The organism is Salegentibacter maritimus (assembly GCF_016236975.1).
GTDB classification, from domain to species: domain Bacteria; phylum Bacteroidota; class Bacteroidia; order Flavobacteriales; family Flavobacteriaceae; genus Salegentibacter; species Salegentibacter maritimus.
In genome coordinates, this window is the sequence record NZ_JAEHNY010000005.1 from 215,806 (window position 1) to 241,075 (window position 25,270).

Sequence of the window (25,270 nt, forward strand, 5' to 3'; positions counted from 1 at the left end):
CTATATATGAGCGAAGAGCAGGTGTGGTCTTCTGCTAATTTAGATGTTCGTAATTGTGAAAAGGAACCTATACATCTAATTGGCAAAACCCAGGCGCACGGAGTTGTTGTTGTGCTGAATCCTAAAACTTTTAAGGTAACCCAGTCAAGTGAAAATACATTGAAATTCTTCGGAATTTCGCATGAAGATTTTTTGGGATCTTCTTTAGAGAGACTAATAGGTAAACCTTCATTTGAACGTTTAGAAACTGCAATTGCTAAAGAATCGGGTTTTAATGCCGAAACTTTGCAAATCAATGGGCAGGAGTTTGTAATGTTGCCTCATTTCTCTGAAAACAACCTTATCCTTGATTTTGAGGTGCTTGGCACAACCTGGAAGGCTTCACAGTTTCAGCAGCAATTAACCAGTATTATTAATGGCCTGGATGGCGTTGAAGAAACTACAGCTTTATGTGCTAAGGCCGCAAAGTTAATAAAAGACATTTTTAATTATGACCGGGTAATGGTATACCGGTTTGATGAAGAATGGAATGGAGAAGTGGTGGCAGAACAAAAGGAAGAGCACTTAGAAACCTGGTTAGATTTGCGCTATCCTGCAAGTGATATTCCCGCACAATCACGAGAATTATTTCTAAAACATAAGGTAAGGATTATTTCCGATGTAAATTATGAACCTGTTCCTATCTCCCCGGAAATCTCACCTATTACCGGTAAAGCCCTGGATCTTTCAAAGTCATCATTAAGAGGAGTTTCCCCTATTCATATTGAGTACTTACAAAATATGAAAGTAGGAGCCTCTTTAACGGCTGCTATAATTGTAAACGGGAGTTTATGGGGCCTGGTAGCCTGTCATCATTATTCGGCTAAATTTATTAATTATTTTCATAGGGAAACCTGTAAGTTTTTAGCCCAGGTTTTTTCTAATAAAGTTTCGGCTATACAAACCGGAATATTCAATCAAAAGTTTAATGAGAAATCTACTTTAAGGCAAAAGATTACGGAAGAATTAAATATAGAAGATTCTTTAATTGAGAACCTTTTAGGAACTTCCCTCCCTTTTACTTCTTTAGTGGAAAGTACAGGGGGTGCAGTAATTTTGAATCAGGAAATAGAACTTTTTGGCAAAACTCCCAGTAAAGAAGAGGTGATAGACTTATGTAGCTTTTTAAATGGCAAAAACCAATCGGTTTTCTATACTAAAAGTCTAAAAGATAAATATGACAGTGCTGAAAATTATAAAAAAGTCGCTTCGGGGGTATTAAGTTTTAAGCTGGGAAAGTCTAAGGATAGTTTTATTATGTGGTTTAGGCCAGAAATGGCTGAGACCGTAAGTTGGGGAGGAAACCCCAATAACAAAGTTTCTTATAATCAGGAAAAACAACGTTTAAGTCCGCGAAAGTCTTTTAAAAAATGGACTGAGAAATTAGACGGTATCTCTCATAGCTGGAAAGATTATGAAATTGAAACGGTAAAAGCTTTTGGTGAAGGTTTAAATCAATTTCTGCTCGCCAAACAAAAAGAAGAGATTGCCAGGTTGTATAGAGAGCTTCAGGAAGCCAATAAAGATCTGGAGCTTTTTAGTTTTGGTATTTCTCACGATCTTAGGGGGCCTCTGCGTGGCATTAATGGTTTTGCGAAAATACTAAAAGAAGATTTTAGCCGGGAATTACCTGCCGAAGCTACCAAGGCAATAAATACTATTTTAAGCACTTCTCATAAAATGGAAGTGGTAATAGATGATATTTTATCGTTTTCAAAAATAACTAGCGGAGACCTTAAAAAAACAAGTTTTAGCACTCGTAAATTAATAGATGAACTTTTGTTGAGTTTTAATATAGAGAATAATTATCCGTCTTCAGAAGTTGTAATAGAAGAAAATTTACCGGAAACTTTTGGGGATCGTCGAATGATTTGGCAAGTATGGAGCAACCTTTTAGGAAATGCTTTAAAATATTCTGAACAGGCAAAAAATCCAAAGATTGAAATAGGAGCGACTTTACAGCACGATAAGGACGTTTTTTATATAAAAGATAATGGTGTTGGAATTCCTGCCGGCGATAGAGACAAAATTTTTAAAGTCTTTTCAAGGGCTTCTAAAAGTCAATTTAGAGGTACAGGGGTTGGTTTATCTATAGTAGCCAGAATTATAGAAAAGCACCGGGGAGAAATTTGGCTGGATAGTGAACCTAACAAAGGCACTACCTTTTTCTTTAATTTTTAGATTTGAATCGATCCAAACCTTTTTGAGCTACGGGACTTAATTATATAAGCAAAATGCCGTGTTTTCTGGGAGAGTGAGACTTAAATTACTCTTGATGAACTTAGTTTTGTAATGCAAAATTTGGTGTATAATTCTGATTTTCAATAATTTTTAATGTTTTTGAGTAAGACTTTACTCACTTTTAGTTAACTTTAAGAGTAATAAAAAATACTACTTAAAGTCAACGTTATGAAAATGCATAAATTTTATTTTGATCGAATTATAGTAGTTATACTTCTTAATTTATTTCTACTAAGTTGTGATTCTAAAGAGGAATCTGGAGGCCCCGAGCCTGAACCTGTTCAGGAAAGAACCAAGATTACAATGGATTCTCCTGGCGATGGTGATATTGATTGGAATAACGTTGCATTAGTTTGGAATGAAGAATTTAATGGAACAACCTTAGCTGATGACGTTTGGGTTTTTGAACCTAAAAACACAACTAATCCTGATGTTGCAGATCAATTACAAACTTACCGGAAAGAAAATGTGAATTTAAATGGAGGTATATTAAATATTACGGCCGAAAAAAATGCTGATGTATATTCATCGGCAAGAATAAGTAGTAAGTATGCCTTTGAATATGGTCGTATTGAAATAAACGCAAAACTTCCAGAACAGGAAAAAAGTGGGATTTGGGCTAAATTGGTTTTAATTGGAGATAATGAAGCTCAAGTAGGATGGCCGCAATGTGGTGAAATTGATATTATGGAGTATTTTAGTCATAATCCTAACGAATTCAATATTAACGTTCATAGTACCGCTAACAACTCCTTTAACGGCTCCCTGATACGAGTAAATAATGAGCTTGAAACAGTAGAAGAAGAGTTTCATATTTACGGTATCTTGTGGACAGACCGTTATATTAAGTTCTATATTGATGATTTGGAAAATATAATTTATACTTTAGATAGGCCTGCTTCTCCCAATGAAGACAATTGGCCTTTCGATAAACCCTTCTACCTTTTAATAGATATGGTTATTGGTGGTAAGTATATTGGTGATAATGGAGTAGATGATGCTTTGTTCCCCGCCGTAATGGAACTCGATTATATACGTGTGTATCACTTGCAATAACCGTATTACTAATTACCTAATATTTACGGGATAAAGCCTATTTAAAAGCTAACTTATAGATGAAGGACTGATTTTAAACAAACTAACCAGTTGTAAATAGAGGTAAAAGAAAGAAATTTGGTTATAAGACGGAATAGAGAGAAGTTGAACTCCATTTTTTATAATAAAATATACCCAAATTTATAAAGCCGCGGCTTTTTGCATTAACTAGTTTAGTATTTTTGTGGAAATTCTAAATAATGATTAGTACTCCATTACGTATTATTTTGGTTGAAGATGAGGAAACCGATGCCGTGTTAATCGAAAGGCAAATAACTAAGATTGTAGAAACAGTTGAAATAAAAGTAGTACAGGACTTACCCGGTTTTAAAAATATTTTCACCAACTTTTTACCAGATTTAGTAATTTCAGATTATAATCTTCCAAGCGGTACAGGCCTTGAAATTATGGAGTTGGTGAAATCTATAGATGAGAACACCCCGTTTATTTTTGTTACAGGAGCTTTAGATGACGACGAACTTGCTGCAAATACTATACTCTCTGGAGCATCGGGGTTTATCTTAAAAAAGCATATGGATAATCTTAGCGAAAAATTAGAACCACTTTTAAAGCAAGTGGTTTATAATATGGTGCAGCATGATAAATTAAGGGAACAAATTAGAAAAAATAAAATAGCAGTTCACCAAATTTATAGCTATTTAGATAATATGAAGGCCGATGATTTGGAGCAACGAGAGAATATTGAAAAAATAAGAAATAACCTGGATAAATTTAATATAGAAGATGCTGAATAACCTTAGGGATTCTACCAAAAAACTTCATGAAGATTTGGAGAAGGAAAATCTTGCCGGTCAAATTATTTCCAATGATATAAGTCTGGAGAATTACAAACTCTTATTACTTCAGAACTATATTTCATATAAAATTACTGAAGATGAAATTGTAAAATTTATTCCCACATATAAATCAGATAAAAGCGAAAAGCTGGCGAAAGACCTCGAGGGATTGGAAGTAGATGCATCTATTTATAAAGAATTTAAACCAGAATTTGCGCTAAACTCTTATGAAGAAGCCCTTGGTGCTGCTTATGTGGTTCTGGGTTCTGCGCTTGGCGGTATGTATATTTCAAAGGAAGTTCCTAATTGCCGCAGTTTACAGGGAATTCCGGGTCCGCACTTTTTTAGTCGTGATCGTGATGGGGTTAAATCATGGAACACTTTTGTAAAAGAATTAAAATCAAAAGAATTTACCGAAATTCAAATAAAAGAGGCTTCGGGAAAGGCGAAAGAAACATTTGAGTTCTTTGGATTAATTATTAAGGAAACTTCATTAGATAAAAAGTGCTCTGTGCAATAAATTAGAATTCACTCAATAATTGAGATTCAATTTTACGAATCAATTTTTATTTTTCTATTTAGACTCAAGTTTCAATAGGTTTACTACTTACAGTACAAGTTCCTTAAAAAGCCGTTTTAACGTTACATCAAGATCATTTGTCATACCCGGATGCGGTCGTGAAGTTTGAATAATAGAGCTACGAACTGCTGTTAACCATCTAAATCTAGAGGGCAGGTCTAATTGAGCAATTGGACCACCATTTTTATTTCCCTCGCATATCTTTTTAAAAGAATCAAGGTTAGAGCAAATTTCATCCCTATCCATATCTTTGCTAAAAATACGCAGTCGCTCTTCATCAAGATTGAATACGGCTTTTAAGAATTTCTCTTTCTTACTGAATAAAATAATGCCCACGTTTAAGAATTCTTCGCGCTCAACCTTTGGCACAAGTCTTATTACAGCATATTCATATAAGTGCTTTTCTTGCATTTTCTGCCTCTTTTGTGAAAATTTCTGAATAATCCAGCCTGGTTTTAAGAAATTGGGTGTACACCGCTTTAATTTCTTCTTCCGCTTCATCGGTATCTTGCCATTGTAGCCATTCTGAAGGAATTAGGGATACAATTTCTTCAATCTTTTCTGGAGTAATTATTTTTTTTGCATATTCATTTGCCTCCTTTATTTTACTTGCCTGTGGAAGTAATACGTGATCTTTGATAAAATTAAAGGGGGTTTTTGCTTTTTCTTCTATATTAGTCCAGGAGTGATGAAAATAAAAAGACGCCCCATGATCTATAAGCCACAACTCTTTATGCCACATAAGCATATTGGTATTTCTATAGGTGCGGTCTACGTTGGTGATAAATGCATCTAGCCAGACAATTTTTGATGCTTCAAATTCTTCAACTTCGGTAACCACAGGATCAAAATTAATAGCTCCGGAAAGAAAATGTAGCGCAAGATTTAAGCCCTGGCTTGCCTGTAAAAGGTCTTGAATTTCTTCGTCCCCTTCTGTTCTTCCAAAGGCTTCGTCTAAATTGGCATAAACCAGTTCCGGTACCCGAAAGCCCAATGCCCGGGCAATTTCACTTCCAAGAAGCTCGGCAATAAGTGCTTTTACACCATGCCCTGCTCCTTTAAATTTGAGCACATACTTAAAATCGTCGTCGGCTTCGGTGAGGGCAGGTAAGGAGCCGCCTTCTCTTAGTGGGGTGATGTACCTGGTAACGGTTACTGTTCTTAATTCTGCGTTTTGCATAGATTTATATGAAGCTGCAAAGTTAGGTTTTATAGGCTTAATAAGAAATAAATAAAACCGAGTTAAAGTATTTATTTCTAATAAGAAAAAGACGGGAGCTCAATAACCTCTCCGGCATCCATATTATCTAAATTCTCATTTCCAATTCTTACTCTTACCAACCTTAAAGTTGGAAAACCAACAGCTGCAGTCATCTTTTTTACCTGACGAAATTTACCTTCAACCAATGTTACAGAAATCCAACTGGTGGGGCCGTGACGTTCATCCCTAATTTTCTTGGACCTTTCTGGAAATACCGGCCTTTCCTTTAAAATAAAAGTTTTGCAAGGCAGGGTTTTGTAGATTTCGCCGTTTATACTTATTTCTATTCCGGCTTGTAGCCTTTCAATAGCAGTTGGGGTAATTTGCCCATCTAGTTGCACATAATATTCTTTCTCAATTTTATTACCGGTAACCTTAGCGCTGGCTTTGCCATTGGTGGTGAGAAATAGTAAACCTTCTGAATCCTGATCAAGACGCCCCACGGCCATGGTTTCTTCCGGGAAATCACCCAGTTCTCCCAATAGTTTCTTTTTCTTGCGTGGGCGTTCGTTGGTAATAAACTGACTTAAATAACCGTAGGGTTTGTAAATTTTAAAATACCGATGTTGCATTAACGTAAAACCAATTTTTTGATAAGATCTTTTCCTAATTCTCTGTTGAGCATGGTTATTATTTTTCCTTTACCATAACTAAGTTCTTCCCGAAGCACAGAAGAACTTAACTGGACATAAAGTGTTTCGTTTTGCAATTTGATGGCAGTAGTGTACTTTTCAATTGCGGGTCCCATTTCTCTGTACCATACGTCTTTAACACTTACCTTATCTAAGCCGCCCTGAAGTTTATTGTGGTCTACAAATTCTTTTAAAACTTCGCTTAAACTTTGGTTTTCGTTATTTCTCTTCTTCATTTTCTTCATCTAATAGGGAGGTGAATTTGGTGTAATGATATATTTTTCCGTCTCGGTTTAGCACACTAAAATTTTCTTCTTCGGCTACAATTATTGTTTCTTTCCACTCATCAAAAGGAGTTTTGTAATATAGGTGTAAGCTATCGTTTTCTATTCGTGCTGTAATCTCCTCTTTATGATCGCTTGTTTTAAAACTTCCGTCAAATTGTGGTTTCACCTTTTTCCGAAAACCTTCTTTGCCCTCAAACTCCATATAATCTACAGTGGCATTTACCTTATACTTAATTACCGAGTCTTCAGAAATTTCAACGCGATCTATTTCCCAATAGCCGGTAAGGTATTGAAGTTGTTCCTCGGGATCCTGTTTTTGGCATCCTAAAAGTACGATTCCGACTAGGAAAAGAAGAATTTTTTTACTCACAATTTAAAAATTTTATAAGATTGATTACTGCTTTTAACCACCGCTTCGGTGCGATCTACGTGGGTGTCACTAATAAAAATTTGTCCTAACTGGTCGGTAGCCACCAAAGCTACAATATGGGCTACTCTTTGCTCGTCTAATTTGTCGAAAATATCATCAAGCAGTAAAATTGGATTTACCTTACTAATAGCTTTAATAAAGTCGAATTGAGCCAATTTTAAAGCTACTAAAAATGATTTTTGTTGCCCCTGGGAGCCAAACCTTTTAATAGGATGACCTTCTATTTCAAAACTTAAATCGTCTTTATGGGTTCCTACACTTGTATATTGTAAAGCCATGTCTTTTTGAAGATTTGCTTCAAGTAAAGCAGCTAAAGAGGTTTTAAACAACTGGCTTTTGTAAGTGATATCTACCTGTTCTTTATTGTTGGTGATATCTGTATATCGCTTATTGAAAATGGGAATAAAATCTTCTAAAAAAGCTTTCCGTTTTTCAAAAATATAGTGCCCTAATTCGCTAAGCTGTAAGTTGTATACTTCTAAGGTGTCACGATCAAAACTATGATTTGCAGCAAAGTACTTTAGTAAAGAATTACGTTGTGCATTTATTTTTCCGTATTGAATAAGTTTGTTAAGATAATCTTTATCGCTTTGTGAAATCACGCCATCTATAAACTTGCGCCGGGTTTCGCTTCCTTCTATTATGAGGTCACGGTCTGCCGGAGATATAATTACGGTAGGAATAAAGCCAATATGTTCACTGAATTTTTCATAGGGCTTGTTGTTTCTTTTTATTACTTTTTTCTGGCCGCGCTTGGCACTAACCAGTATTTGTTCTTCTTTTTGTAATTTTTCAAATTGACCTTCCACCACAAAAAAATCGGCTTCATGATTAATATTTTGGCTGGTAATGGGATTAAAATAACTTTTGCCAAAAGCCAGTAGATAAATACTGTCTAAAACGTTGGTTTTGCCAATGCCATTATTGCCTACAAAGCAATTTATTTTCCTGTCAAACTCAAAAGAAGCTGAATGAAGGTTCTTGTAATTAACTAAAGAAAGATTTTTTAGAAACATAAAATGCTGTTATTCAGCTTTTTGATATTTGTATAATAGAATTCTGAAAGTTAAGCGAATGACCCGAAAATATTAAAAAAATACAAATAATTTCCCTTTTAATTTTGAATAAAAATCATATTTTTGCCACGCATTAAACAGTTTTTATGGCAACTTACAAGAAAAAGGGATATAAACCATCTAATAAAGAAGAACAGCAGAAGCATGTGGAAGAAGAATCTACAACTGCTGAAGTATTTAATACGCTAGACGAAGGTGCGGGCAGAACCGAAACCTGGGTAGCAGAGAATCAAAATTATATCTATATTATTGTGGGCGTAGCAATAGTAGCCGTTTTGGGTTACCTTGGTTACGAACGTTTTATAAGTGAGCCAAAACAGGAAGAAGCCGCCAATGAAATGGCGCAGGCGCAAAACTATTTTGCATCTGCTCTAAATGCTTCCGGAGCTGAGCGTGATTCGCTTTTCACTCTATCTTTAAATGGAGGTGAAGGGAAATACGGTTTTATTGATATTATTGATAACTACGGAAGTACAGATGCTGCAAACCTTGCAACTTATAATGCTGGTTTTGCTTACTTGAATACCGGGAATTACCAGGAAGCTATTAATTACCTTGAAGATTTTAATAGTGATGATGAGGTTTTGGCAGCTTTGGCTACCGGAGGAATTGGCGATGCATTTATGCAATTAGAGCAACCGGAAGAAGCTTTAGACTATTATGAGAAAGCAGCTTCTATGAGATCTAACGAATTTACAACACCAAAATTTTTATTAAAAGCAGCAATTACCGCTTTAGAATTAGGGCAGGCCGCTGATGCTGAAGGGTATCTTCAGCAAATAAAAGATGAGTACTCTGAAGCTCCTGAAGCTGAACAGGTATCTGTCTATATGGGGCAGGCTCGTGCTGCAAAACAATAATGTATGGCTACAGCAGGAAATAACCTTTCAGAATACGATAAAGACAAACTTCCCGATGCGAGTGATTTTCGTATCGGGATTGTTGTTTCAGAATGGAATGAACAGATTACCGAAGGTCTTTATAATGGTGCTTACAATGCGCTAATTGAAAACAACGTAACCCCTAAAAAAATTGTTCGCTGGAATGTTCCCGGTAGTTTTGAGCTTATTTACGGCTGTAAAAAAATGCAGGAAACCTTTGATATGCTTGATGCTATTATTGCTATTGGAAGTGTAATAGAAGGGGAAACCAAACATTTTGACTTTGTTTGTGAAGGTGTTACCCAGGGAATAAAAGATCTTAATATACAAACCGATACCCCAATTATTTTTTGTGTGCTAACCGATCAAAACATGCAGCAGGCCATAGATAGAAGTGGTGGGAAACACGGTAATAAAGGTACTGAGGCTGCCATTGCAGCCATTAAAATGGCGAAATTGCGCCAGGATGCCAAATATTAGGATATAGGCTTTATCGGCATTATTCTTGTTGATTTCTTTTTAAGCTCGTTGTTTCGTTTTTTTGAAGCAATTTGAGTAAATTTGAACTACCATAGAAAATCAGCATATTTTGAAGATCAAAATTTATAAACCGAGAAAAAATGCCCGCTATAATTATACCCCGCGTTATTATAAGGGTAAGGATACAGGGAATATTTATGATTTTGATTCAAAATTCAGTAAGTACAAAGAAGCTACTAACGCCATAGATTTTGGTTCTCAATGGGCTGAAGCGCGTAAATCAAGTAGAACTCGCGGTAACCGGGAAATTAATAAGCGCTTGCTTATTATAATTATGGTGCTCGTTTTAATTTTCTTATGGATAATAGATTTTGATCTGTCCATCTTTTCCAATAATCCTTAAATGACAGATATAATTCAACTTTTACCAGACCATGTAGCGAATCAAATTGCTGCGGGGGAAGTGGTGCAAAGGCCTGCTTCAGTAATTAAAGAGCTAGTGGAGAATGCCATTGATGCAGGTTCTGGGAACATCCAGGTGGTTATAAAAGATGCAGGTAAAACCCTTATACAGGTTGTTGATGATGGGAAGGGGATGAGCCTAACCGATGCCAGAATGTGTTTTGAACGTCACGCTACTTCAAAAATTAAGGCAGCTGAAGATCTTTTTAGTTTGCAAACTAAAGGTTTTAGAGGAGAAGCACTTGCTTCTATCGCAGCGATTGCCCACGTAGAGCTAAAGACAAAGACCGAAGCCGATGAGGTAGGAACGCAAATTAAAGTGGAAGGAAGTAAAGTGGCCGGGCAGGACGTTTGTGTATGCCCAAAAGGAACTTCGGTGAGTGTAAAGAACCTTTTTTATAATATTCCGGCCAGGAGAAATTTCCTGAAATCGGACGCGGTGGAAACCAGGCATATTATAGATGAATTTCAAAGGGTAGCTTTAGCACATCCGCAAATTGCTTTCTCTCTATTTCATAATGGAAGTGAACTTTTTCAGCTTCCGGGTACAAATTATAGGCAGCGAATTACCAACATTTTTGGTGGTAAGACCAACGAAAAACTGGTGCCGGTAAACGAGGAGACAGAAATTGTAGAAATTTCGGGGTTTGTGGGGAAACCTGAGTTTGCTAAAAAATCCCGGGGAGAACAATTCTTTTTTGTAAATAATCGCTTTATAAAAAGTCCTTATTTGAATCATGCTGTAGTAGCTGCTTTCGAAGGACTTTTAAAAGATAAATCTTATCCCAGCTATTTTCTTTTCTTAAATGTTGATCCTAAAAGTATTGATATTAACATTCATCCTACTAAAACTGAGATTAAGTTTGACGATGAACATGCGCTTTATGCTATATTAAGAAGTGCTATTAAACATAGCCTGGGACAATTTAATGTAGCTCCTATTTTAGATTTCGACAGGGATGCAAACCTGGATACACCTTACGATTATAAAAATAAATCGGCCGAGGTGCCACAGGTAGAAGTAGATCGTAACTTTAATCCTTTTCAGGAGGAAAATGCAAGGATCCATAAAACAAGCTCTAATTCCTATTCCTCAAATTTTAAAAAAGAACGTAGAGAAAGTTGGGAGAGCTTATATGCTGGCTTGCAAACTGAAGAAATTCCTAAACAGGATACCAATTTTAGGGAGATAGAGTTTGAGAGTGAAGAAGTAACCGGGAATTTATTCCAGCCTTCTGAAGATACAGAGGAAAAGTCTACCTTTCAGCTACACAAAAAATATATTGTAAGTACGCTTAAGAGCGGAATCTTAGTTATAGATCAACACCGGGCGCATACCAGGATTTTGTATGAAGAAATGCTGAAGAATATAACCGTTTCAGCTGCGGTAAGCCAGCAATTATTGTTTCCGCTTAAGCTTCAGTTTAATACGCACGAAGTTGAGATAATAAAACAATTAAAAGATTCTTTGGAGCAAACCGGATTTGTATTTTCTGAGGTAAAAACCGATTCCGTAGAAATTGTAGGTATTCCTACTTTAATTTCAGAAAGTGAAGTAGAAATTTTACTGGAGCAGCTTATTGCCGATTTTGAAAATGATGTACCCGATAATGGTTTTTCTCAAACCGATTTGCTGGCAAAATCGCTTGCAAAAGGGATGGCGGTAAAATCTGGAACACTTTTAAACAATACCGAGCAGCAACATATCGTTAACAGGTTGTTTGCTTGTAAAGAACCAGGGTTAAGCCCGTCTAACAGATCGGTTTTCGTTACTTTAACGGTAGACGAGCTGGATAAAAAATTTATGTAAATGGGAAGAATTACCGAGACTGTAAAAGTACTTTTAATCATCAACATTATTTTCTTTGTTGGAAGCCAGTTTCTGGGCGACTATGCCTATCAATTATTCGCACTCTGGTTTTTTGAGAACGGGAATTTTATGCCCTGGCAATTTGTAACCCATATGTTTATGCATGGGAGCCTGATGCATATTATTTTTAATATGTATGCATTATGGGCTTTTGGAGGTCCTATTGAACAAATGTTGGGACAAAAGCGATTTATATTCTTTTATTTTTCGGCAGGATTGGGAGCTGCGTTTTTGCATACACTTGTAAATTATATAGAGTTTAAAACCGGTTATAATGCTTTGTTAGATGCTGGAATGAGTATGGGGAGCGTAGAGCAATTGCTTAAAACAGGAGAGTATTCTACTGCTATCCTGGATTCGGTGCCTAAAGAAACGCTACAAAGTCTTTATCAAAGTGTTAATACTCCGGCTGTTGGAGCTTCGGGGGCTATTTATGGTATTCTGGTTGCTTTTGGAATGATGTTTCCCAATGTTGAATTATTTTTGTTATTTGTACCGGTACCTGTTAAAGCAAAATACTTTATTCCTGTACTTATTTTAATCGATTTGTTTTCAGGATTTACGGGCTACTCTTTATTTGGTGGTGGTATAGCTCACTTTGCCCACGTAGGAGGTGCTTTATTTGGATTTATAATGATGTGGTACTGGAAGAAAAACCAGTTTAATCAAAACCGCTGGGATTAAATGAAAGGCTCTGATAAAATAAGATACAAGCTGCAAACCGCTACGGTTGTTGAAAAACTAATCGCTATTAATGTATTGGTTTTCTTCCTGTTCTTCTTGTTTAGAACTATCGCTTTCTTGTTTCAGTTGCCTTCAGACTTTTTATTGGAATGGTTTGTTTTTCCGAAGGAACCGGGAGAATTCATTTTTAAACCCTGGTCTATTATTACCTATGCTTTTTTGCATGGTGGGATTTGGCACATTCTCTCTAACATGCTAATCTTATACTTTTCAGGAATATATTTTCTTAACTATTTTTCGCCTAAACGCCTGCTTAATTATTTTTTTCTAGGTGTTATTATGGGGGCTCTGGTATATATGTTAAGCTATAATTTATTCCCTGCTTTTCAATCTATGGGGCGCTCTTATTTAATAGGTGCTTCGGCCGGGGTAATGGCAGTCCTGGTAGGGATAGCAACTTATATTCCTAATATGAGGGTGAGGCTTCTTTTAATAGGAAGTATAAAGTTTTGGTATATCGCTGCTTTTTTAGTGCTTTTGGATATTATTCAAATTCCAATGAGCAATGCCGGGGGGCATTTGGCACACCTGGGGGGTGCGGCATTGGGGTATGTGTACACTAAACAGTTACAAAAGGGCAATGATATTGGTTCCTGGTTTGAAAAAATAATGGATAGTTTAGTGTCTTTGTTTAAACCAAGTGAACGCAAAGCCAAAATGAAAACGGTATATAGGAAAAATACCAATAGAAAAACGGCTACCAAACAACATAAAGCTACTTCCTCCCAAAAATTGGATAAAGATGAGAAGCAGAAACAGATTGATGCCATTCTAGACAAAATAAGTAAAAGTGGTTATGACAGCTTAAGTAAAAGCGAAAAAGATTTTTTGTTTAAAGCGGGTAAAGAAGATTAAATGAGAAAGCTTGGGTTTCTGGATAAGATTATTTTTATCTGTAATGCTTTAGCCGGGACTGCTTTATTGCTTTCTTATCTCCTGGCATTTATTCCTCCAAAATCTTTTCCGTTGCTCTCGGTATTAAGCCTGGGAGTTCCTGTTTTAATCCTGGTGAACCTCGTTTTTTTAATTTACTGGGTTATTCGGTTAAAAAGACAATTTTTGTTGTCTTTTATCGTGTTACTTGTTGGTTATAACTATGTTTCCAGTCTTTATCAGTTTAGCAGTAATACTCAATCTTCAGAAGAAGAAATAAGTATTATGAGCTATAATGTTAGGTTATTTAATAATTATGGCTGGACCGAAGAAAAAGATATTCCTGAAAAAATAACAGGGTTTATTAAAGAAAACGACCCTGATATTCTTCTTACCCAGGAACATACCGTAGACGAGACTAATTTAAAGGAAATCTATCCATATCATTTTGTGCATAGAAAAGGGGAGAATTCTGAATTTGGTTCTGCGATTTTTTCAAAATTCCCAATCCTTAAGCAGGAATCAATTGGTTTTCCACACGATGGAAATAACAATGCCATTTATACCGATCTTCTTGTAAAAGCAGATACGCTGCGTATTTATAATGTGCATTTTCAATCTTTAAATGTGAAGCCTGAAATTGACGACCTTCGGAAAGAAGATTCAAAAAAGTTATTGGGTAGAATAGGACATGGCTTTAGTTTGCAACAGGAGCAGGCCGAAATGATGTTGAAGAGTGTAAAGGAATCTTCGTATAAAACAATTATTGCCGGCGACTTTAATAATACGGCTTTTTCTTATATCTATGATATAATTAATGACGAGGAGAGGTTTACAGATGCTTTCCTGGAAGCCGGCGAAGGTTTTGGACAAACCTTTAAATTAAGTTATTTTCCGTTGCGTATAGACTTTATGTTTATTGATACCGAAATTCAAATTAATGCTTACAAGCGTTTTAAAAATCAATTCTCAGACCATTATCCTATAATGACGCGTATTAGAATGTAATTTCCTGTGCTTCGAGAAAATTTAAGCTGTTTGGCCCTTCGTTAAATATTAGGTCTAAAATGCTAAGATTTGGTAAAAAACCATGCTTTTCCTGAAAAACCTGGGTGTAATGCCCGTGCTCGAACTTAGGTTTTGCTTTGGCGTTAATCAGGTTTCTAAGGTCTTCTTTATCTTTAGGATTAAAAATGTACTCTGAAGTTTTATTGATATCAAAATCCAGTTGAAGTGCTTCCGTGGCAAATTCTAAACAGGCATAATTAAAGTCAAGCAAGTAATTGAACTTCTTGTGATAAAGAGGGTAAATTTCATCTTCGTAAAATTCGAAAAAAGGGGAAGTTTGATAAGAAGCTTTTAGCGCTCGCCAATGCTGTTTCTGCCAATCAAAATCGTTCTCAATTCGTACTTCTTTATATAACTGGTGCTTTCCGGCTTCCTTGGGCTGCCCTGTTAAAGCAGAACGGTGTTTAATTGGAATATTAAGCAGCAATTTCCCATTAGAGTCATAGATATACATTCTGTTTCTATAGGTTTGCTTCTGGTAATTGTCTTCGTTTTCAAAACAAACCTTATCGGCTTTTGCCAGGGCTATAAATTGACAAACCGGCCCAAAGTAGGCCGGATGTAATAATATTTCTTTCATCTAACTTTAAAATTCTTATGCCAGTATTGAATATAAGTAAAATATCCAATTTGTTATGCCAAATACTATTGACTTAAATTAAGCGTTTTTTCGGCGTTTTTTAAAATAATTAAAGGCAATAATAATAACCACAAAAATAAGAAAGTATGGTAAATAAGAGTTAGGGGTGGCATCACCTTTTACAGTGGTGAAAACACGATCCCATCTAATTTTATTAAAGAAGCCCTGGGCGTTAGCGTCCCAACTCATCCAAACAAAAACAGGCTTTCCAACTACATGATTTTCGGGTACAAAGCCCCAGGTGCGGCTATCTTCACTGTTATGGCGGTTATCACCCATCATCCAGTAATAATTTTGTTTAAATGTGTAAGAATTTAGGGGCTGCCCATTTAATAACACCTGTGTACCGTTTAAGCTTAGAGTGTTATTGATACCCATTTCGCTTCCTTCATAGGTTTCTATAATACGTTTGTAGAACGGCATAGATTCGGCAGTAATATCTACTGTTACACCTTCTTTTGGGATATAGATTGGTCCCATATGGTCGTTATTCCAGCTTAATTTTCCATCATTAGGGAATATGCTCGGATTTTTAGCACCCAGGGAATCTGAATATCTTTGAATGCTGGTAACGTTGGGATGATTTTTAATTCGGTTATAGGCTGCTTCGGTTAAGGCTGCTATATAGAATTGATTGGTATTGGAATCGTGATAATAACCATCGGTCACGTCATATTCTTCATATAAATATCTGGGATTAAAACCCTGGCCGTTGGTAGTACCGTAATAAGTATATTGAGGTTTTGCACGGCCGGGAAGTTGTAAAGGCTTATTATTTATAAATACTTTCCCTTCACTTACCTGTAAAGAATCTCCCGGAAGTCCAACCGCACGTTTTACATAGTTAGATTTCTTATCTATGGGTTTGTAATAATATTTGCCATCACCATATTGCTGAAAAGCATTTACGGTATCTACCGGCCAGTTAAAGACCACAATATCATTACGCTCAATATCCTCAAAGCCTGGTAATCTCAAATACGGAATTTGAGGTTTTGTTAAGTAAGATTTTACTCCTAAAACGGGAATAGTATCGTGTACCATGGGGAATGCTACCGCAGTTTTTGGCAGTCTGGCACCATAATGGAACTTACTTACAAATAGAAAATCCCCAACTAATAAAGTTTTTTCTAAAGAAGAAGTTGGAATGGTAAAAGGTTGCATTACATAGGTATGCACAATAGTAGCCGCAATTACTGCGAAGAGTATAGAACTTATCCATTCCCCGGCAGCTGTTCTGGGTTTTAAGCTTCGGTCTTCAATATAATTTACATCGGTGGCATAGTTTATATAATAGATGTAAAAACCGAGTGTAAAAATAGCCAAAAGGGTGTCGGTAGTACTATGGCGGCCAAAACTTCTAATGGTTTCAACCCAAACTACCGGAAACATGATTAGGTTTACAATAGGGATAAAAAGAAGAATAACCCACCACCAGGGTCGGTTAATGATTTTCATAAGCACTACGGCGTTATAAACGGGGATAGCAGCCTCCCATGCTTGTCTTCCGGCTTTTTTATAAAGTTTCCAGGTACCTACAAAGTGAATAACCTGCACTAGCAGAAAAAACAGAAACCATTGTGTAAACGTCATATTTTTATTCTTTGCTGTATTAGTAACATTACTTGGAAATTGTTACTAAGAAATGAACATTTTATATTTTCCTGTATTGGGAATATTGTTTTTTGTTAAGGTATTATAATGCTTAGAGCCTATTTAAGTTGATCTGAAAGAACGTCTTTCATAGAGAAAACACCTTTTTTTCCTTTAATCCATTCGGCGGCGACTACGGCGCCAAGGGCAAAACCCTGGCGGGATTTAGCAGTGTGCATAATTTCTATGGTATCTATTTCAGATGCGTAAGATACCGTATGTGTACCTGGAACATTTTCAATTCTTTTGGCTTTAATCGGTATTTCATCAGCTTCAGCGTGGTCTAGCTGCCAATTATTCTTTTGGTCGTTTTCAGCTATAATTTGCTGGGCCAGGCTAATGGCTGTTCCGCTGGGGGCATCTTGTTTTTCGGTATGGTGAATTTCTTCAATTTCAACCGCATAATCGCTCATACCGTTCATTATTTTAGCCAACTTTCTATTAAGCTCAAAGAAAAGGTTCACACCTACACTAAAGTTGGAAGCATATATAAATGCAGAATTTTCCTTTTTACAAAGCTCTATCGCTTTTTCGTAATCGTCTAGCCAGCCCGTTGTACCGCAAACTACCGGAATATCACTTTTAAAACAAGTCGTAATATTTTTAAAGGCGGCTTTAGGAATACTAAAATCTATAGCAACATCTATATCCATTTTATCCAGCTCAAAATTGTCGATATCATCTTCCAGCTTTAAAACAATTTCGTGACCACGATTTACTGCTATTTCCTCTATGGTCTTACCCATTTTTCCGTATCCTAATAGTGCTATTTTCATTTGTATTTTTTAAAGCTATTTATTTAAAATTTAAAATTTAAGGAGATTCCGTATTTAGACTTTCCTGTAAAGTTATCGTATTGCATGTTGGGTTTTAGACTTAGGTCTTCACTAACATTAAATTGTTGTAAGTGTGCATCTACATTGGCATCTATTATGTTTAAAACATACACCCCTGCAATTACCAATAATGAAATTTCTTTATTCCGCCTATAGAATTCCTGGGCCCTAACAAGAGCTTCGGTACTAATTCTATCTCCAAATTCATCCTCTCTTCCGGCAAGTCGATCCTTGTAGGCATCGCGGTAACGGTTCCATTCCTTATCGTTGTTAATGTAAAAATAAACACCAACTCCAAGTCCCGCATAGGCAATAGGTATTTTCCAGTAACGACCATTGTAGGCTTGCCCTAATCCGGGTAAAATCGCTGAATAAAATGCTGCTTTGGCCGGTGCCAGGGCATTATAAGGTTTATAGTCTTTTTCTTTTGAAATACTATCCTTTATTTCAGTATTTTCAAGGCTTAAAGAGTCTTTTTGTGCTGTAAGTTTACAAACGAACAACAAGAAAAATAGAACTGATAAAACCCGATTAGTCTTCACCCTGAATAAGTTTTTTTAAGCGAATAAAATCTTCTTCGGAAGAAAAAGGAATACTGAGTTTTCCCGAACCTTTTTTAGTCACTTTTACATCTACTTTTGTACCTAAATACTCTGAAAACTCTTTGATTCCTTTTTTATAGGAGGTAGGAACTGCAGCTGTTTTCCTGGCAGTTTTAGAAGCTTTTGAACCTTCGTTTACTTCTCGTACCAATTGCTCAGTTTCCCTAACCGATAAGGATTTTTGAAGAATTTTTTCGTAAATCTCCAATTGTTTTTGCGGATCGCTAACATTAATAAGTGCGCGGCCGTGCCCCATACTCATAAAACCATCTCGCATGCCCGTTTGAATAATTGGGTCTAACTTTAAAAGCCGTAAGTAGTTGGCAATAGTAGACCTATTTTTCCCAATGCGTTCACTTAATTGCTCTTGAGTAAGGTTTATTTCGTCTATTAATCGTTGGTAGGATAGCGAAATTTCAATGGGATCCAGGTCCTGGCGCTGAATATTTTCAACCAGGGCCATTTCTAAAGATTCCTGGTCGTTGGCAATTCTTATATAGGCAGGAATAGTTTTTAGCCCTACCAATTTTGAAGCCCTGTAACGTCTTTCTCCCGAAACTAGCTGGTATTTGTCGAAATCCAGTTTTCTTACTGTAATTGGTTGAATTACACCAAGTTCGTTTATGGAAGTAGCCAATTCTTTAAGGCTATCTTCGTTAAAACTGGTTCTGGGTTGAAATGGATTTACTTCTATAGATTTTAAATCCAATTCTACAATATGCCCTACCAGCTTATCGGCGTTTTTGTCTTCTGCCGATTGTATATCGTTTTGCGGATCTTTCAGTAAAGCCGAAAGTCCACGTCCTAAAGCTTGTTTTTTGGTCGCCTTCGCCATCTTCTACGAGTTTTTCTTTATAATTTCATGTGCCAGGCTTAAATAATTACTGGCTCCTTTGCTGCCCGCATCATAATTAATAATGCTTTCACCATAACTTGGGGCTTCACTTAAACGCACATTTCTTTGAATGATTGTATCAAAAACCATCTCGCCAAAATGCTTCTGTACTTCTTCTACTACCTGGTTGGATAATCTTAAACGAGAATCGTACATAGTGAGTAGCAGGCCTTCAATATCTAATTTATTGTTATGGATTTTTTGAACACTTTTAATCGTGTTTAGTAATTTTCCTAAACCTTCTAAGGCAAAATACTCACATTGTATTGGGATAACCACAGCATCTGAAGCGGTTAAGGCATTTAGGGTTAATAGGCCCAGGGAAGGGGCACAATCAATGAGTATAAAATCGTAAAGCTCTTTTAATGGAGTAATCGCCTCTTTTAGCATAGATTCCCTTGCATCCTGATCTACCAATTCAATTTCAATGGCAACAAGGTCTATATGTGCAGGGATAATATCCAGGTTTGGAGAGCTTGTTTTTTGAATACATTCTTTAGGAGCTATTGAATTTTCGAAAAGCTGATAGGTACCCAACTGAACCTCTTCCACGTCAATTCCCAATCCGGAAGTTGCATTGGCCTGTGGGTCTGCATCTATTAACAATACTTTTTTTTCAAGTACTCCAAGCGCAGCGGCCAGGTTTACCGAGGTAGTGGTTTTGCCCACTCCTCCCTTTTGGTTTGCAATAGCAATGATTTTACCCATTAAGTCTTTATGATTTTTGAAGGGTAAAAATACAATTTATTACAGGTTTATAAAATGATTTTGTTAACAGCTTATACATAAAAAACCGATTATTGCCATAAAAGCTTAACAATCGGTTTTAAATTATATATGTTTAGTTGAAGTAAGGGTTGTAACAACAAGGCTTAACTTCCCTTTTTAGCCTTTATCATGGCCTCTAATTGATCCCACATTTCCTCCGGAATTGCTTCCAGTAAATTAAATTGTCCGGCACCTTTAAGCCATTCGCCTCCGTCTATGGTAATTACCTCGCCATTTACATAAGCTGAAAAATCTGAAACCAAATAAGCAGCAAGGTTTGCCAACTCCTGGTGTTCTCCAACACGTTTTAGTGGTACTTTTTTAGAGAGATCAAACTTATCTTTTAAATCACCGGGCAGTAATCTGTCCCAGGCCCCTTTGGTAGGGAAGGGGCCGGGGGCAATGGCATTAAACCTAATCCCATATTTTGCCCATTCTACGGCCAAAGAACGCGTCATGGCCAATACTCCGGCTTTTGCCGTGGCACTTGGTACAACATAGGCAGAACCGGTCCAAGCATAGGTGGTAACAATATTAAGTACCGTTTTGTCTTTTTGCTTTGCATCTATCCAATGTTTTCCAAGGGCCATAGTACAATTTTTACTTCCTTTAACTACAATATCAATAATTGTATCAAAAGCGTTGGCACTTAACCTTTCGGTTGGGGAAATAAAATTCCCTGCGGCATTGTTTAGCAACACATCCACGCTTCCAAATTCTTTTAAAACTTCGTCTCGCATATTCTCCACCTGCTCATAATGCCTAACATCGCATTGCACAGCAAGGCATTTGCCACCTGTTTCCTCTTCAAGTTGTTTGGCGGTATTTTGAAGTTTTTCAAGGTTTCTTGAGGTAATGGCAACACTTGCGCCAAGTTCCATAAAGTATTTGGTCATTGCTTTTCCAAGACCACTACCTCCCCCGGTTACAATTATAGTTTTACCTTTTAAAGCATCGTCCCGGAGCATTTTTTTATTAAAATCCATAATTTTTTTAGTTATCGGTTATCGGTTTTTCAGTTATGAGTTTTGAGTTGTCGGTTTTACTTATTTTACTCTTCAATTAAAATTTCTAAAAGTTGAATAGCCGCATCACTAATCTTTGTTCCAGGCCCGAAAACGGCCACGGCACCGGCATCAAATAAATATTGATAATCCTGAGATGGAATTACTCCACCTACAATTACCATAATATCTTCTCTCCCCAGGTTTTTTAGTTCTTCCAAAACCTGTGGCACCAGGGTTTTATGCCCGGCTGCCAGAGAGGAAACTCCAAGTATATGCACATCGTTCTCCACAGCTTGTTTCGCTGCTTCTTTTGGGGTTTGAAACAGTGGCCCAATATCTACATCAAAGCCAAGATCGGCATAACCGGTGGCTACTACTTTTGCACCACGATCGTGACCATCCTGACCCATTTTTGCGATTAAAATTCTGGGTCTTCTCCCGTCCTGTTCCGCAAATTTATTGGCCAGTTCCCTGGCCTTTTTAAACGAAGTGTTTTCTTTCATCTCTTTAGAATATACACCGCTAAAGGTTTGTACTTTTGCTTTATGCCTACCATACACCTCTTCTAGCGCATCGCTAATTTCACCTAAAGTAGCTCGATGTCTTGCCGCTTCTACTGCTAAGCTAAGCAAATTTCCATTTTCTTTTTTGGCGCATTCAGTTAGGTCATTTAGTGCATCAGTACACCTTTTGTTATCTCTTTCTTTTTTTATTTTTTCAAGGCGTGCTATCTGTTGTTTTCTTACGGTTTGGTTATCTACCTCTAAAGTAACCAGTTCATCTTCTTTGTCAAGACGGTATTTATTGGTGCCAACAATAATATCTGTTTCGCTGTCTATCCTGGCTTGCTTTTTAGCCGCAGCTTCTTCAATGCGCATTTTCGGAATTCCTGCTTCAATGGCTTTGGTCATTCCGCCCAATTCTTCAACTTCTTCTATTAATTTCCAGGCTTTTTCAGCGATTTCATCAGTAAGTTTTTCAACATAATAGCTACCCGCCCAGGGATCTACTGTTTTGGTAATTTTTGTTTCCTGTTGAAGGTGTAACTGCGTGTTTCTGGCTATTCTAGCAGAAAAATCGGTTGGTAGGGCAATGGCTTCATCTAAAGCATTGGTGTGTAAGCTTTGGGTTCCTCCGAAAGCTGCTGCTGCGGCTTCAATGCAAGTTCTAGCAACATTATTAAAAGGATCCTGTTCGGTTAAACTCCAGCCGCTGGTTTGCGAATGCGTTCTAAGTGAAAGCGATTTAGGGTTTTTAGGATTGAATTGTTTTACAAGTTTTGCCCAAAGCATTCTTGCTGCGCGCATTTTGGCGATTTCCATAAAGTGGTTCATTCCAATCCCCCAAAAAAAGGAAAGTCTGGGGGCAAAACTATCTATATCCATACCTGCTTCCAGGCCTTTTCGAATATATTCCAACCCGTCGGCCAACGTATAGGCGAGTTCAATATCACAAGTAGCACCGGCCTCCTGCATATGGTAGCCAGAAATACTAATACTATTGAATTTCGGCATATTTTGAGAAGTGTATTCAAAAATATCTGAAATAATTTTCATAGAAGGAGTAGGGGGATAGATATAAGTATTTCTAACCATAAACTCCTTTAAAATATCATTTTGTATGGTTCCTGAAAGCTGTTCTGGTTTTACGCCCTGTTCTTCGGCAGCTACAATATAAAAGGCTAAAATGGGTAAAACTGCGCCGTTCATCGTCATGGAGACCGACATTTTGTCTAGTGGAATTTGATCAAAAAGTATCTTCATATCCTCAACAGAGTCTATGGCTACCCCGGCTTTACCAACATCGCCAACCACACGTTCGTGATCGCTATCATAACCGCGGTGGGTGGGCAAATCAAAAGCCACCGATAATCCTTTTTGTCCCGCAGCAAGGTTTCTTCGGTAAAAAGCATTGCTTTCCTCGGCAGTAGAAAATCCGGCATATTGGCGAATAGTCCAGGGCCGGCTCACATACATTGTGCTGTATGGTCCTCGTAAATAGGGTGGAATACCTGCTGCAAAATTTAAATGGTTTAAGCCTTTAATATCTTCTTTTGAATAAGAAGGCTGCAAATTTATTTCTTCCGGGGTTTTATAGGTGTTGTTTTTATCTTCCTTTTGCTCATTTCCAGGTGCTGGCACTCTAAGTTTTATATGTTGAAGCTCTTTTCTTTGCATTGCTCTTTTTTTAATTATTCGGCCTTTTCCTTGTTTATTCTTTCCTGCTCAATTTGCTCACTTAATCTTCTTTCCAGGATAGGTTCAATTAAAGTTTTACGCGGATTTTGCTTTAAAAAAGGATATAATTCCAGTTCATCTTTCATACTGTCCTGGGTATTTTCGAATTTATTGGTACCTATTAAGACCAATTCTCCCTTATCAAATTGTTCCTGTTCTTTTTTAGCACTTTCTTTAATTTTTCGCTGAATAATGCCTTCTTTTAATTGTTTTAAAAATCCACCGTTCTTTTCAATTTCCTTAAAAATGTCCAGTGCCATTTCTGCAAACTGTTTGGTGAGGCTTTCTATATAGTAAGCCCCTTCGGCAGCATTGGCAACTTTATTGAGATAGGCCTCATGTTTCATTACCAATAATTGATTTCGGGCTATTCGGTCTCCAAACTCATTATTTTTATGATAAATGGCATCATAAGGAATATTATAAATCGCATTGGCACCTCCTAGCACTGCACTCATACTTTCGGTAGTGGTTCTAAGAAGATTTACATTAAAGTCGTACAGCGTTTTATTTCTTTTGGTGGGTTGTGCCAGGATATGACAGTTTTCCGGAATTTTATATTCGGAAGCTAAAGTGGCATAAAGCCATCTTAAAGCTTTTAGTTTAGCGATTTCAAAAAAATAATTTGGGCCTGAAGCCGTTAAAAATTGCGGTTGAAATCCTTTTAAATTTAGATTTTCCTGAAAAGGGTTCAAATATTCGTTTACGTGGGCCAGGGCATAGGCCAATTGCTGCGGAATAGTAGCACCGGCATTTTGATATAAGGTAGTATCTATACTTATTACCGATTTAAAATCTTTTGAATAGCTGAAGATGTGCTCCAAACTTTCGTAATTTTTTTGAAAACTTTGATGCCAATTTCCGGAACGGGCCAGGTTTCCTACAATATCTAGCTGAAGAAAAACCTGATTCTTTTTGTCTTTTAAAAAGTTTCGCAAACGTTTGAAATATGCTTCAGAAAAAAAGTTGAAGCTAAAATAAATAGGTGTATTTTCAAGGCTAATTTCCTTTAGTAAAACCTCAATAGCAATTTCTTCATTCGGAATAATAAACCAAAGACTTTCGGTACCTTTTGTTAAGATTTCCCGGGCCCGGTTGTTGCTTTTTTCTGCAGAAACTACATAAAGGCGTTCGCAAATATTCCAGTTTTTGGGTGAAGGTGTCTTTACACTTTCCTGAATATCTTCAGCGCAATAAAAAGGTTTGATATGAATTCCATCAAGTGATTTGTATACGAGTTTCTCGTTATAATCGGCCCCCTTTAAATCAAACTGTATTTTTTGCTTCCATTCTTTTGCAGAAACTTCATTAAATTCCTGAAATAGAGAATCTTTCATGCTGTGGTTTTTCTGAAAATTAAATCTGTTTTATTGGCACCGCCAAAGGGTGTAATACCCCGAGGCTTGCCTCGAAATTAAAAAATTGTTTGCAACGAATGCCTCGTGGGTTTGCCCCGAGGTAGTTTACTCCTGAATAGTGTCGTATTCAATTATAAATATTTCTTCATTTGGACGTTTCATATAGTACTGCTGCCTGGCAAATTTTTCCATTTCAACTGAATCCTGAAGTTGTTCTATGGTTGCTTTATCTTTAGCAATTTCATTTTTATAATACTGCCTGTTTTCTTCAAGTTCGTTTATTTCCTGGTTGAGTTCATTGTGAACTAACCAGGAGTTGCTATCTAAAAAAAGCATCCAGCCTCCAAAAATGAGTATAAGCAAAACATACTTATTGCTCATAATTTTGAACCATTTTTTGTTTTTTAAAGCTTTTAAATTCAAATCTTTTAAATTCAGTAACTAATTAAGATTATGCC

At 36.7% G+C, this 25,270-nt stretch carries 27 protein-coding genes; 11 read left to right on the plus strand and 16 right to left on the minus strand.

Annotated elements, in window-relative coordinates; all coding sequences use genetic code 11:
- Window positions 1-6 precede the first annotated feature (6 nt).
- The 4 genes from I6U50_RS07245 to I6U50_RS07260 all read left to right on the plus strand — a co-directional run bounded on the left by I6U50_RS07245 (window position 7) and on the right by I6U50_RS07260 (window position 4,692).
- On the plus strand, window positions 7-2,220 hold the full coding sequence (locus tag I6U50_RS07245; protein ID WP_198638362.1) for an ATP-binding protein: 2,214 nt from the start codon (window positions 7-9) through the stop codon (window positions 2,218-2,220).
- Window positions 2,221-2,448: 228 nt separating this feature from the next.
- On the plus strand, window positions 2,449-3,336 hold the full coding sequence (locus I6U50_RS07250; protein ID WP_198638363.1) for a glycoside hydrolase family 16 protein: 888 nt from the start codon (window positions 2,449-2,451) through the stop codon (window positions 3,334-3,336).
- Between the two features lie 239 nt (window positions 3,337-3,575).
- Window positions 3,576-4,130 carry a response regulator gene (locus tag I6U50_RS07255; RefSeq protein WP_198638364.1) on the plus strand — a complete coding sequence of 185 codons (555 nt, stop codon included), beginning with the start codon at window positions 3,576-3,578 and terminating at the stop codon, window positions 4,128-4,130.
- On the plus strand, window positions 4,120-4,692 hold the full coding sequence (locus I6U50_RS07260) for a biliverdin-producing heme oxygenase (RefSeq protein ID WP_198638365.1): 573 nt from the start codon (window positions 4,120-4,122) through the stop codon (window positions 4,690-4,692). The genes I6U50_RS07255 and I6U50_RS07260 overlap by 11 nt, the downstream gene beginning before the upstream one ends.
- 87 nt (window positions 4,693-4,779) lie before the next feature.
- Here I6U50_RS07260 and I6U50_RS07265 read toward each other — a convergent pair whose 3' ends face one another.
- The 6 genes from I6U50_RS07265 to recF all read right to left on the minus strand — a co-directional run bounded on the left by I6U50_RS07265 (window position 4,780) and on the right by recF (window position 8,378).
- The gene (locus I6U50_RS07265) at window positions 4,780-5,163 is read right to left on the minus strand and encodes a DUF3037 domain-containing protein (protein WP_193709841.1); all 384 of its coding nucleotides are present in this window, start codon (window positions 5,161-5,163) and stop codon (window positions 4,780-4,782) included.
- The gene (locus tag I6U50_RS07270; protein ID WP_198638366.1) at window positions 5,141-5,932 is read right to left on the minus strand and encodes a HipA family kinase; all 792 of its coding nucleotides are present in this window, start codon (window positions 5,930-5,932) and stop codon (window positions 5,141-5,143) included. The genes I6U50_RS07265 and I6U50_RS07270 overlap by 23 nt, the downstream gene beginning before the upstream one ends.
- A 77-nt stretch (window positions 5,933-6,009) precedes the next feature.
- Window positions 6,010-6,585 carry a pseudouridine synthase gene (locus I6U50_RS07275; RefSeq protein ID WP_198638367.1) on the minus strand — a complete coding sequence of 192 codons (576 nt, stop codon included), beginning with the start codon at window positions 6,583-6,585 and terminating at the stop codon, window positions 6,010-6,012.
- A complete protein-coding gene (locus I6U50_RS07280; protein ID WP_193709838.1) occupies window positions 6,585-6,881 on the minus strand; it encodes a DUF721 domain-containing protein in 297 nt (98 codons plus the stop codon). The genes I6U50_RS07275 and I6U50_RS07280 overlap by 1 nt, the downstream gene beginning before the upstream one ends.
- Complete coding sequence (locus I6U50_RS07285) at window positions 6,865-7,302, minus strand: lipocalin family protein (RefSeq protein WP_193709837.1); 438 nt, start codon at window positions 7,300-7,302, stop codon at window positions 6,865-6,867. The genes I6U50_RS07280 and I6U50_RS07285 overlap by 17 nt, the downstream gene beginning before the upstream one ends.
- Window positions 7,299-8,378, minus strand: coding sequence for a DNA replication/repair protein RecF (recF, locus tag I6U50_RS07290; RefSeq protein ID WP_198638368.1), 1,080 nt, complete (start codon window positions 8,376-8,378; stop codon window positions 7,299-7,301). The genes I6U50_RS07285 and recF overlap by 4 nt, the downstream gene beginning before the upstream one ends.
- Window positions 8,379-8,524: 146 nt before the next feature.
- On the opposite strand from recF, the gene I6U50_RS07295 reads away from it, so the two are divergent.
- The 7 genes from I6U50_RS07295 (at window position 8,525) to I6U50_RS07325 (ending at window position 14,756) form a co-directional block, all read left to right on the plus strand.
- Window positions 8,525-9,298 (plus strand): tetratricopeptide repeat protein, encoded by a 774-nt coding sequence (locus tag I6U50_RS07295; protein ID WP_198638369.1) that lies wholly within the window; start codon window positions 8,525-8,527, stop codon window positions 9,296-9,298.
- A gap of 3 nt (window positions 9,299-9,301) precedes the next feature.
- Window positions 9,302-9,799: a 6,7-dimethyl-8-ribityllumazine synthase gene (ribH, locus tag I6U50_RS07300; RefSeq protein WP_193709834.1), complete on the plus strand. Its 498-nt coding sequence runs from the start codon at window positions 9,302-9,304 to the stop codon at window positions 9,797-9,799.
- Between the two features lie 109 nt (window positions 9,800-9,908).
- Window positions 9,909-10,202: a hypothetical protein gene (locus tag I6U50_RS07305; RefSeq protein ID WP_193709833.1), complete on the plus strand. Its 294-nt coding sequence runs from the start codon at window positions 9,909-9,911 to the stop codon at window positions 10,200-10,202.
- On the plus strand, window positions 10,203-12,071 hold the full coding sequence (gene mutL, locus I6U50_RS07310) for a DNA mismatch repair endonuclease MutL (RefSeq protein WP_198638370.1): 1,869 nt from the start codon (window positions 10,203-10,205) through the stop codon (window positions 12,069-12,071).
- Window positions 12,072-12,815: a rhomboid family intramembrane serine protease gene (locus I6U50_RS07315; protein ID WP_193709831.1), complete on the plus strand. Its 744-nt coding sequence runs from the start codon at window positions 12,072-12,074 to the stop codon at window positions 12,813-12,815.
- Window positions 12,816-13,730 (plus strand): rhomboid family protein, encoded by a 915-nt coding sequence (locus I6U50_RS07320; protein ID WP_193709830.1) that lies wholly within the window; start codon window positions 12,816-12,818, stop codon window positions 13,728-13,730. It begins immediately after the preceding gene.
- Window positions 13,731-14,756, plus strand: coding sequence for an endonuclease/exonuclease/phosphatase family protein (locus I6U50_RS07325; protein ID WP_198638371.1), 1,026 nt, complete (start codon window positions 13,731-13,733; stop codon window positions 14,754-14,756).
- Here the strand turns inward: I6U50_RS07325 and I6U50_RS07330 are convergent.
- The 10 genes from I6U50_RS07330 to I6U50_RS07375 all read right to left on the minus strand — a co-directional run bounded on the left by I6U50_RS07330 (window position 14,746) and on the right by I6U50_RS07375 (window position 25,235).
- Window positions 14,746-15,396: a WbqC family protein gene (locus tag I6U50_RS07330; RefSeq protein WP_198638372.1), complete on the minus strand. Its 651-nt coding sequence runs from the start codon at window positions 15,394-15,396 to the stop codon at window positions 14,746-14,748. The genes I6U50_RS07325 and I6U50_RS07330 overlap by 11 nt on opposite strands.
- Before the next feature lie 78 nt (window positions 15,397-15,474).
- The gene (lepB, locus tag I6U50_RS07335) at window positions 15,475-17,049 is read right to left on the minus strand and encodes a signal peptidase I (protein ID WP_198638373.1); all 1,575 of its coding nucleotides are present in this window, start codon (window positions 17,047-17,049) and stop codon (window positions 15,475-15,477) included.
- Window positions 17,050-17,168: 119 nt separating this feature from the next.
- Window positions 17,169-17,885: a 4-hydroxy-tetrahydrodipicolinate reductase gene (dapB, locus tag I6U50_RS07340; RefSeq protein ID WP_198638374.1), complete on the minus strand. Its 717-nt coding sequence runs from the start codon at window positions 17,883-17,885 to the stop codon at window positions 17,169-17,171.
- A gap of 23 nt (window positions 17,886-17,908) precedes the next feature.
- On the minus strand, window positions 17,909-18,487 hold the full coding sequence (locus I6U50_RS07345; RefSeq protein WP_198638375.1) for a DUF5683 domain-containing protein: 579 nt from the start codon (window positions 18,485-18,487) through the stop codon (window positions 17,909-17,911).
- Complete coding sequence (locus I6U50_RS07350) at window positions 18,477-19,382, minus strand: ParB/RepB/Spo0J family partition protein (RefSeq protein ID WP_193709824.1); 906 nt, start codon at window positions 19,380-19,382, stop codon at window positions 18,477-18,479. Before I6U50_RS07350 ends, I6U50_RS07345 begins: the two co-directional genes overlap by 11 nt.
- 3 nt (window positions 19,383-19,385) lie before the next feature.
- Window positions 19,386-20,150: a ParA family protein gene (locus I6U50_RS07355; protein WP_193709823.1), complete on the minus strand. Its 765-nt coding sequence runs from the start codon at window positions 20,148-20,150 to the stop codon at window positions 19,386-19,388.
- Window positions 20,151-20,314: 164 nt separating this feature from the next.
- Complete coding sequence (locus I6U50_RS07360; RefSeq protein ID WP_198638376.1) at window positions 20,315-21,196, minus strand: SDR family oxidoreductase; 882 nt, start codon at window positions 21,194-21,196, stop codon at window positions 20,315-20,317.
- A 65-nt stretch (window positions 21,197-21,261) separates the two neighbouring features.
- On the minus strand, window positions 21,262-23,394 hold the full coding sequence (scpA, locus tag I6U50_RS07365) for a methylmalonyl-CoA mutase (RefSeq protein WP_198638377.1): 2,133 nt from the start codon (window positions 23,392-23,394) through the stop codon (window positions 21,262-21,264).
- A gap of 14 nt (window positions 23,395-23,408) precedes the next feature.
- Entirely contained in the window at window positions 23,409-24,791 is a 1,383-nt protein-coding gene (locus tag I6U50_RS07370) for a methylmalonyl-CoA mutase subunit beta (protein WP_198638378.1), read from the minus strand.
- Between the two features lie 126 nt (window positions 24,792-24,917).
- Window positions 24,918-25,235 carry an FtsB family cell division protein gene (locus I6U50_RS07375; RefSeq protein ID WP_193709819.1) on the minus strand — a complete coding sequence of 106 codons (318 nt, stop codon included), beginning with the start codon at window positions 25,233-25,235 and terminating at the stop codon, window positions 24,918-24,920.
- Between the last annotated feature and the right edge of the window lie 35 nt (window positions 25,236-25,270).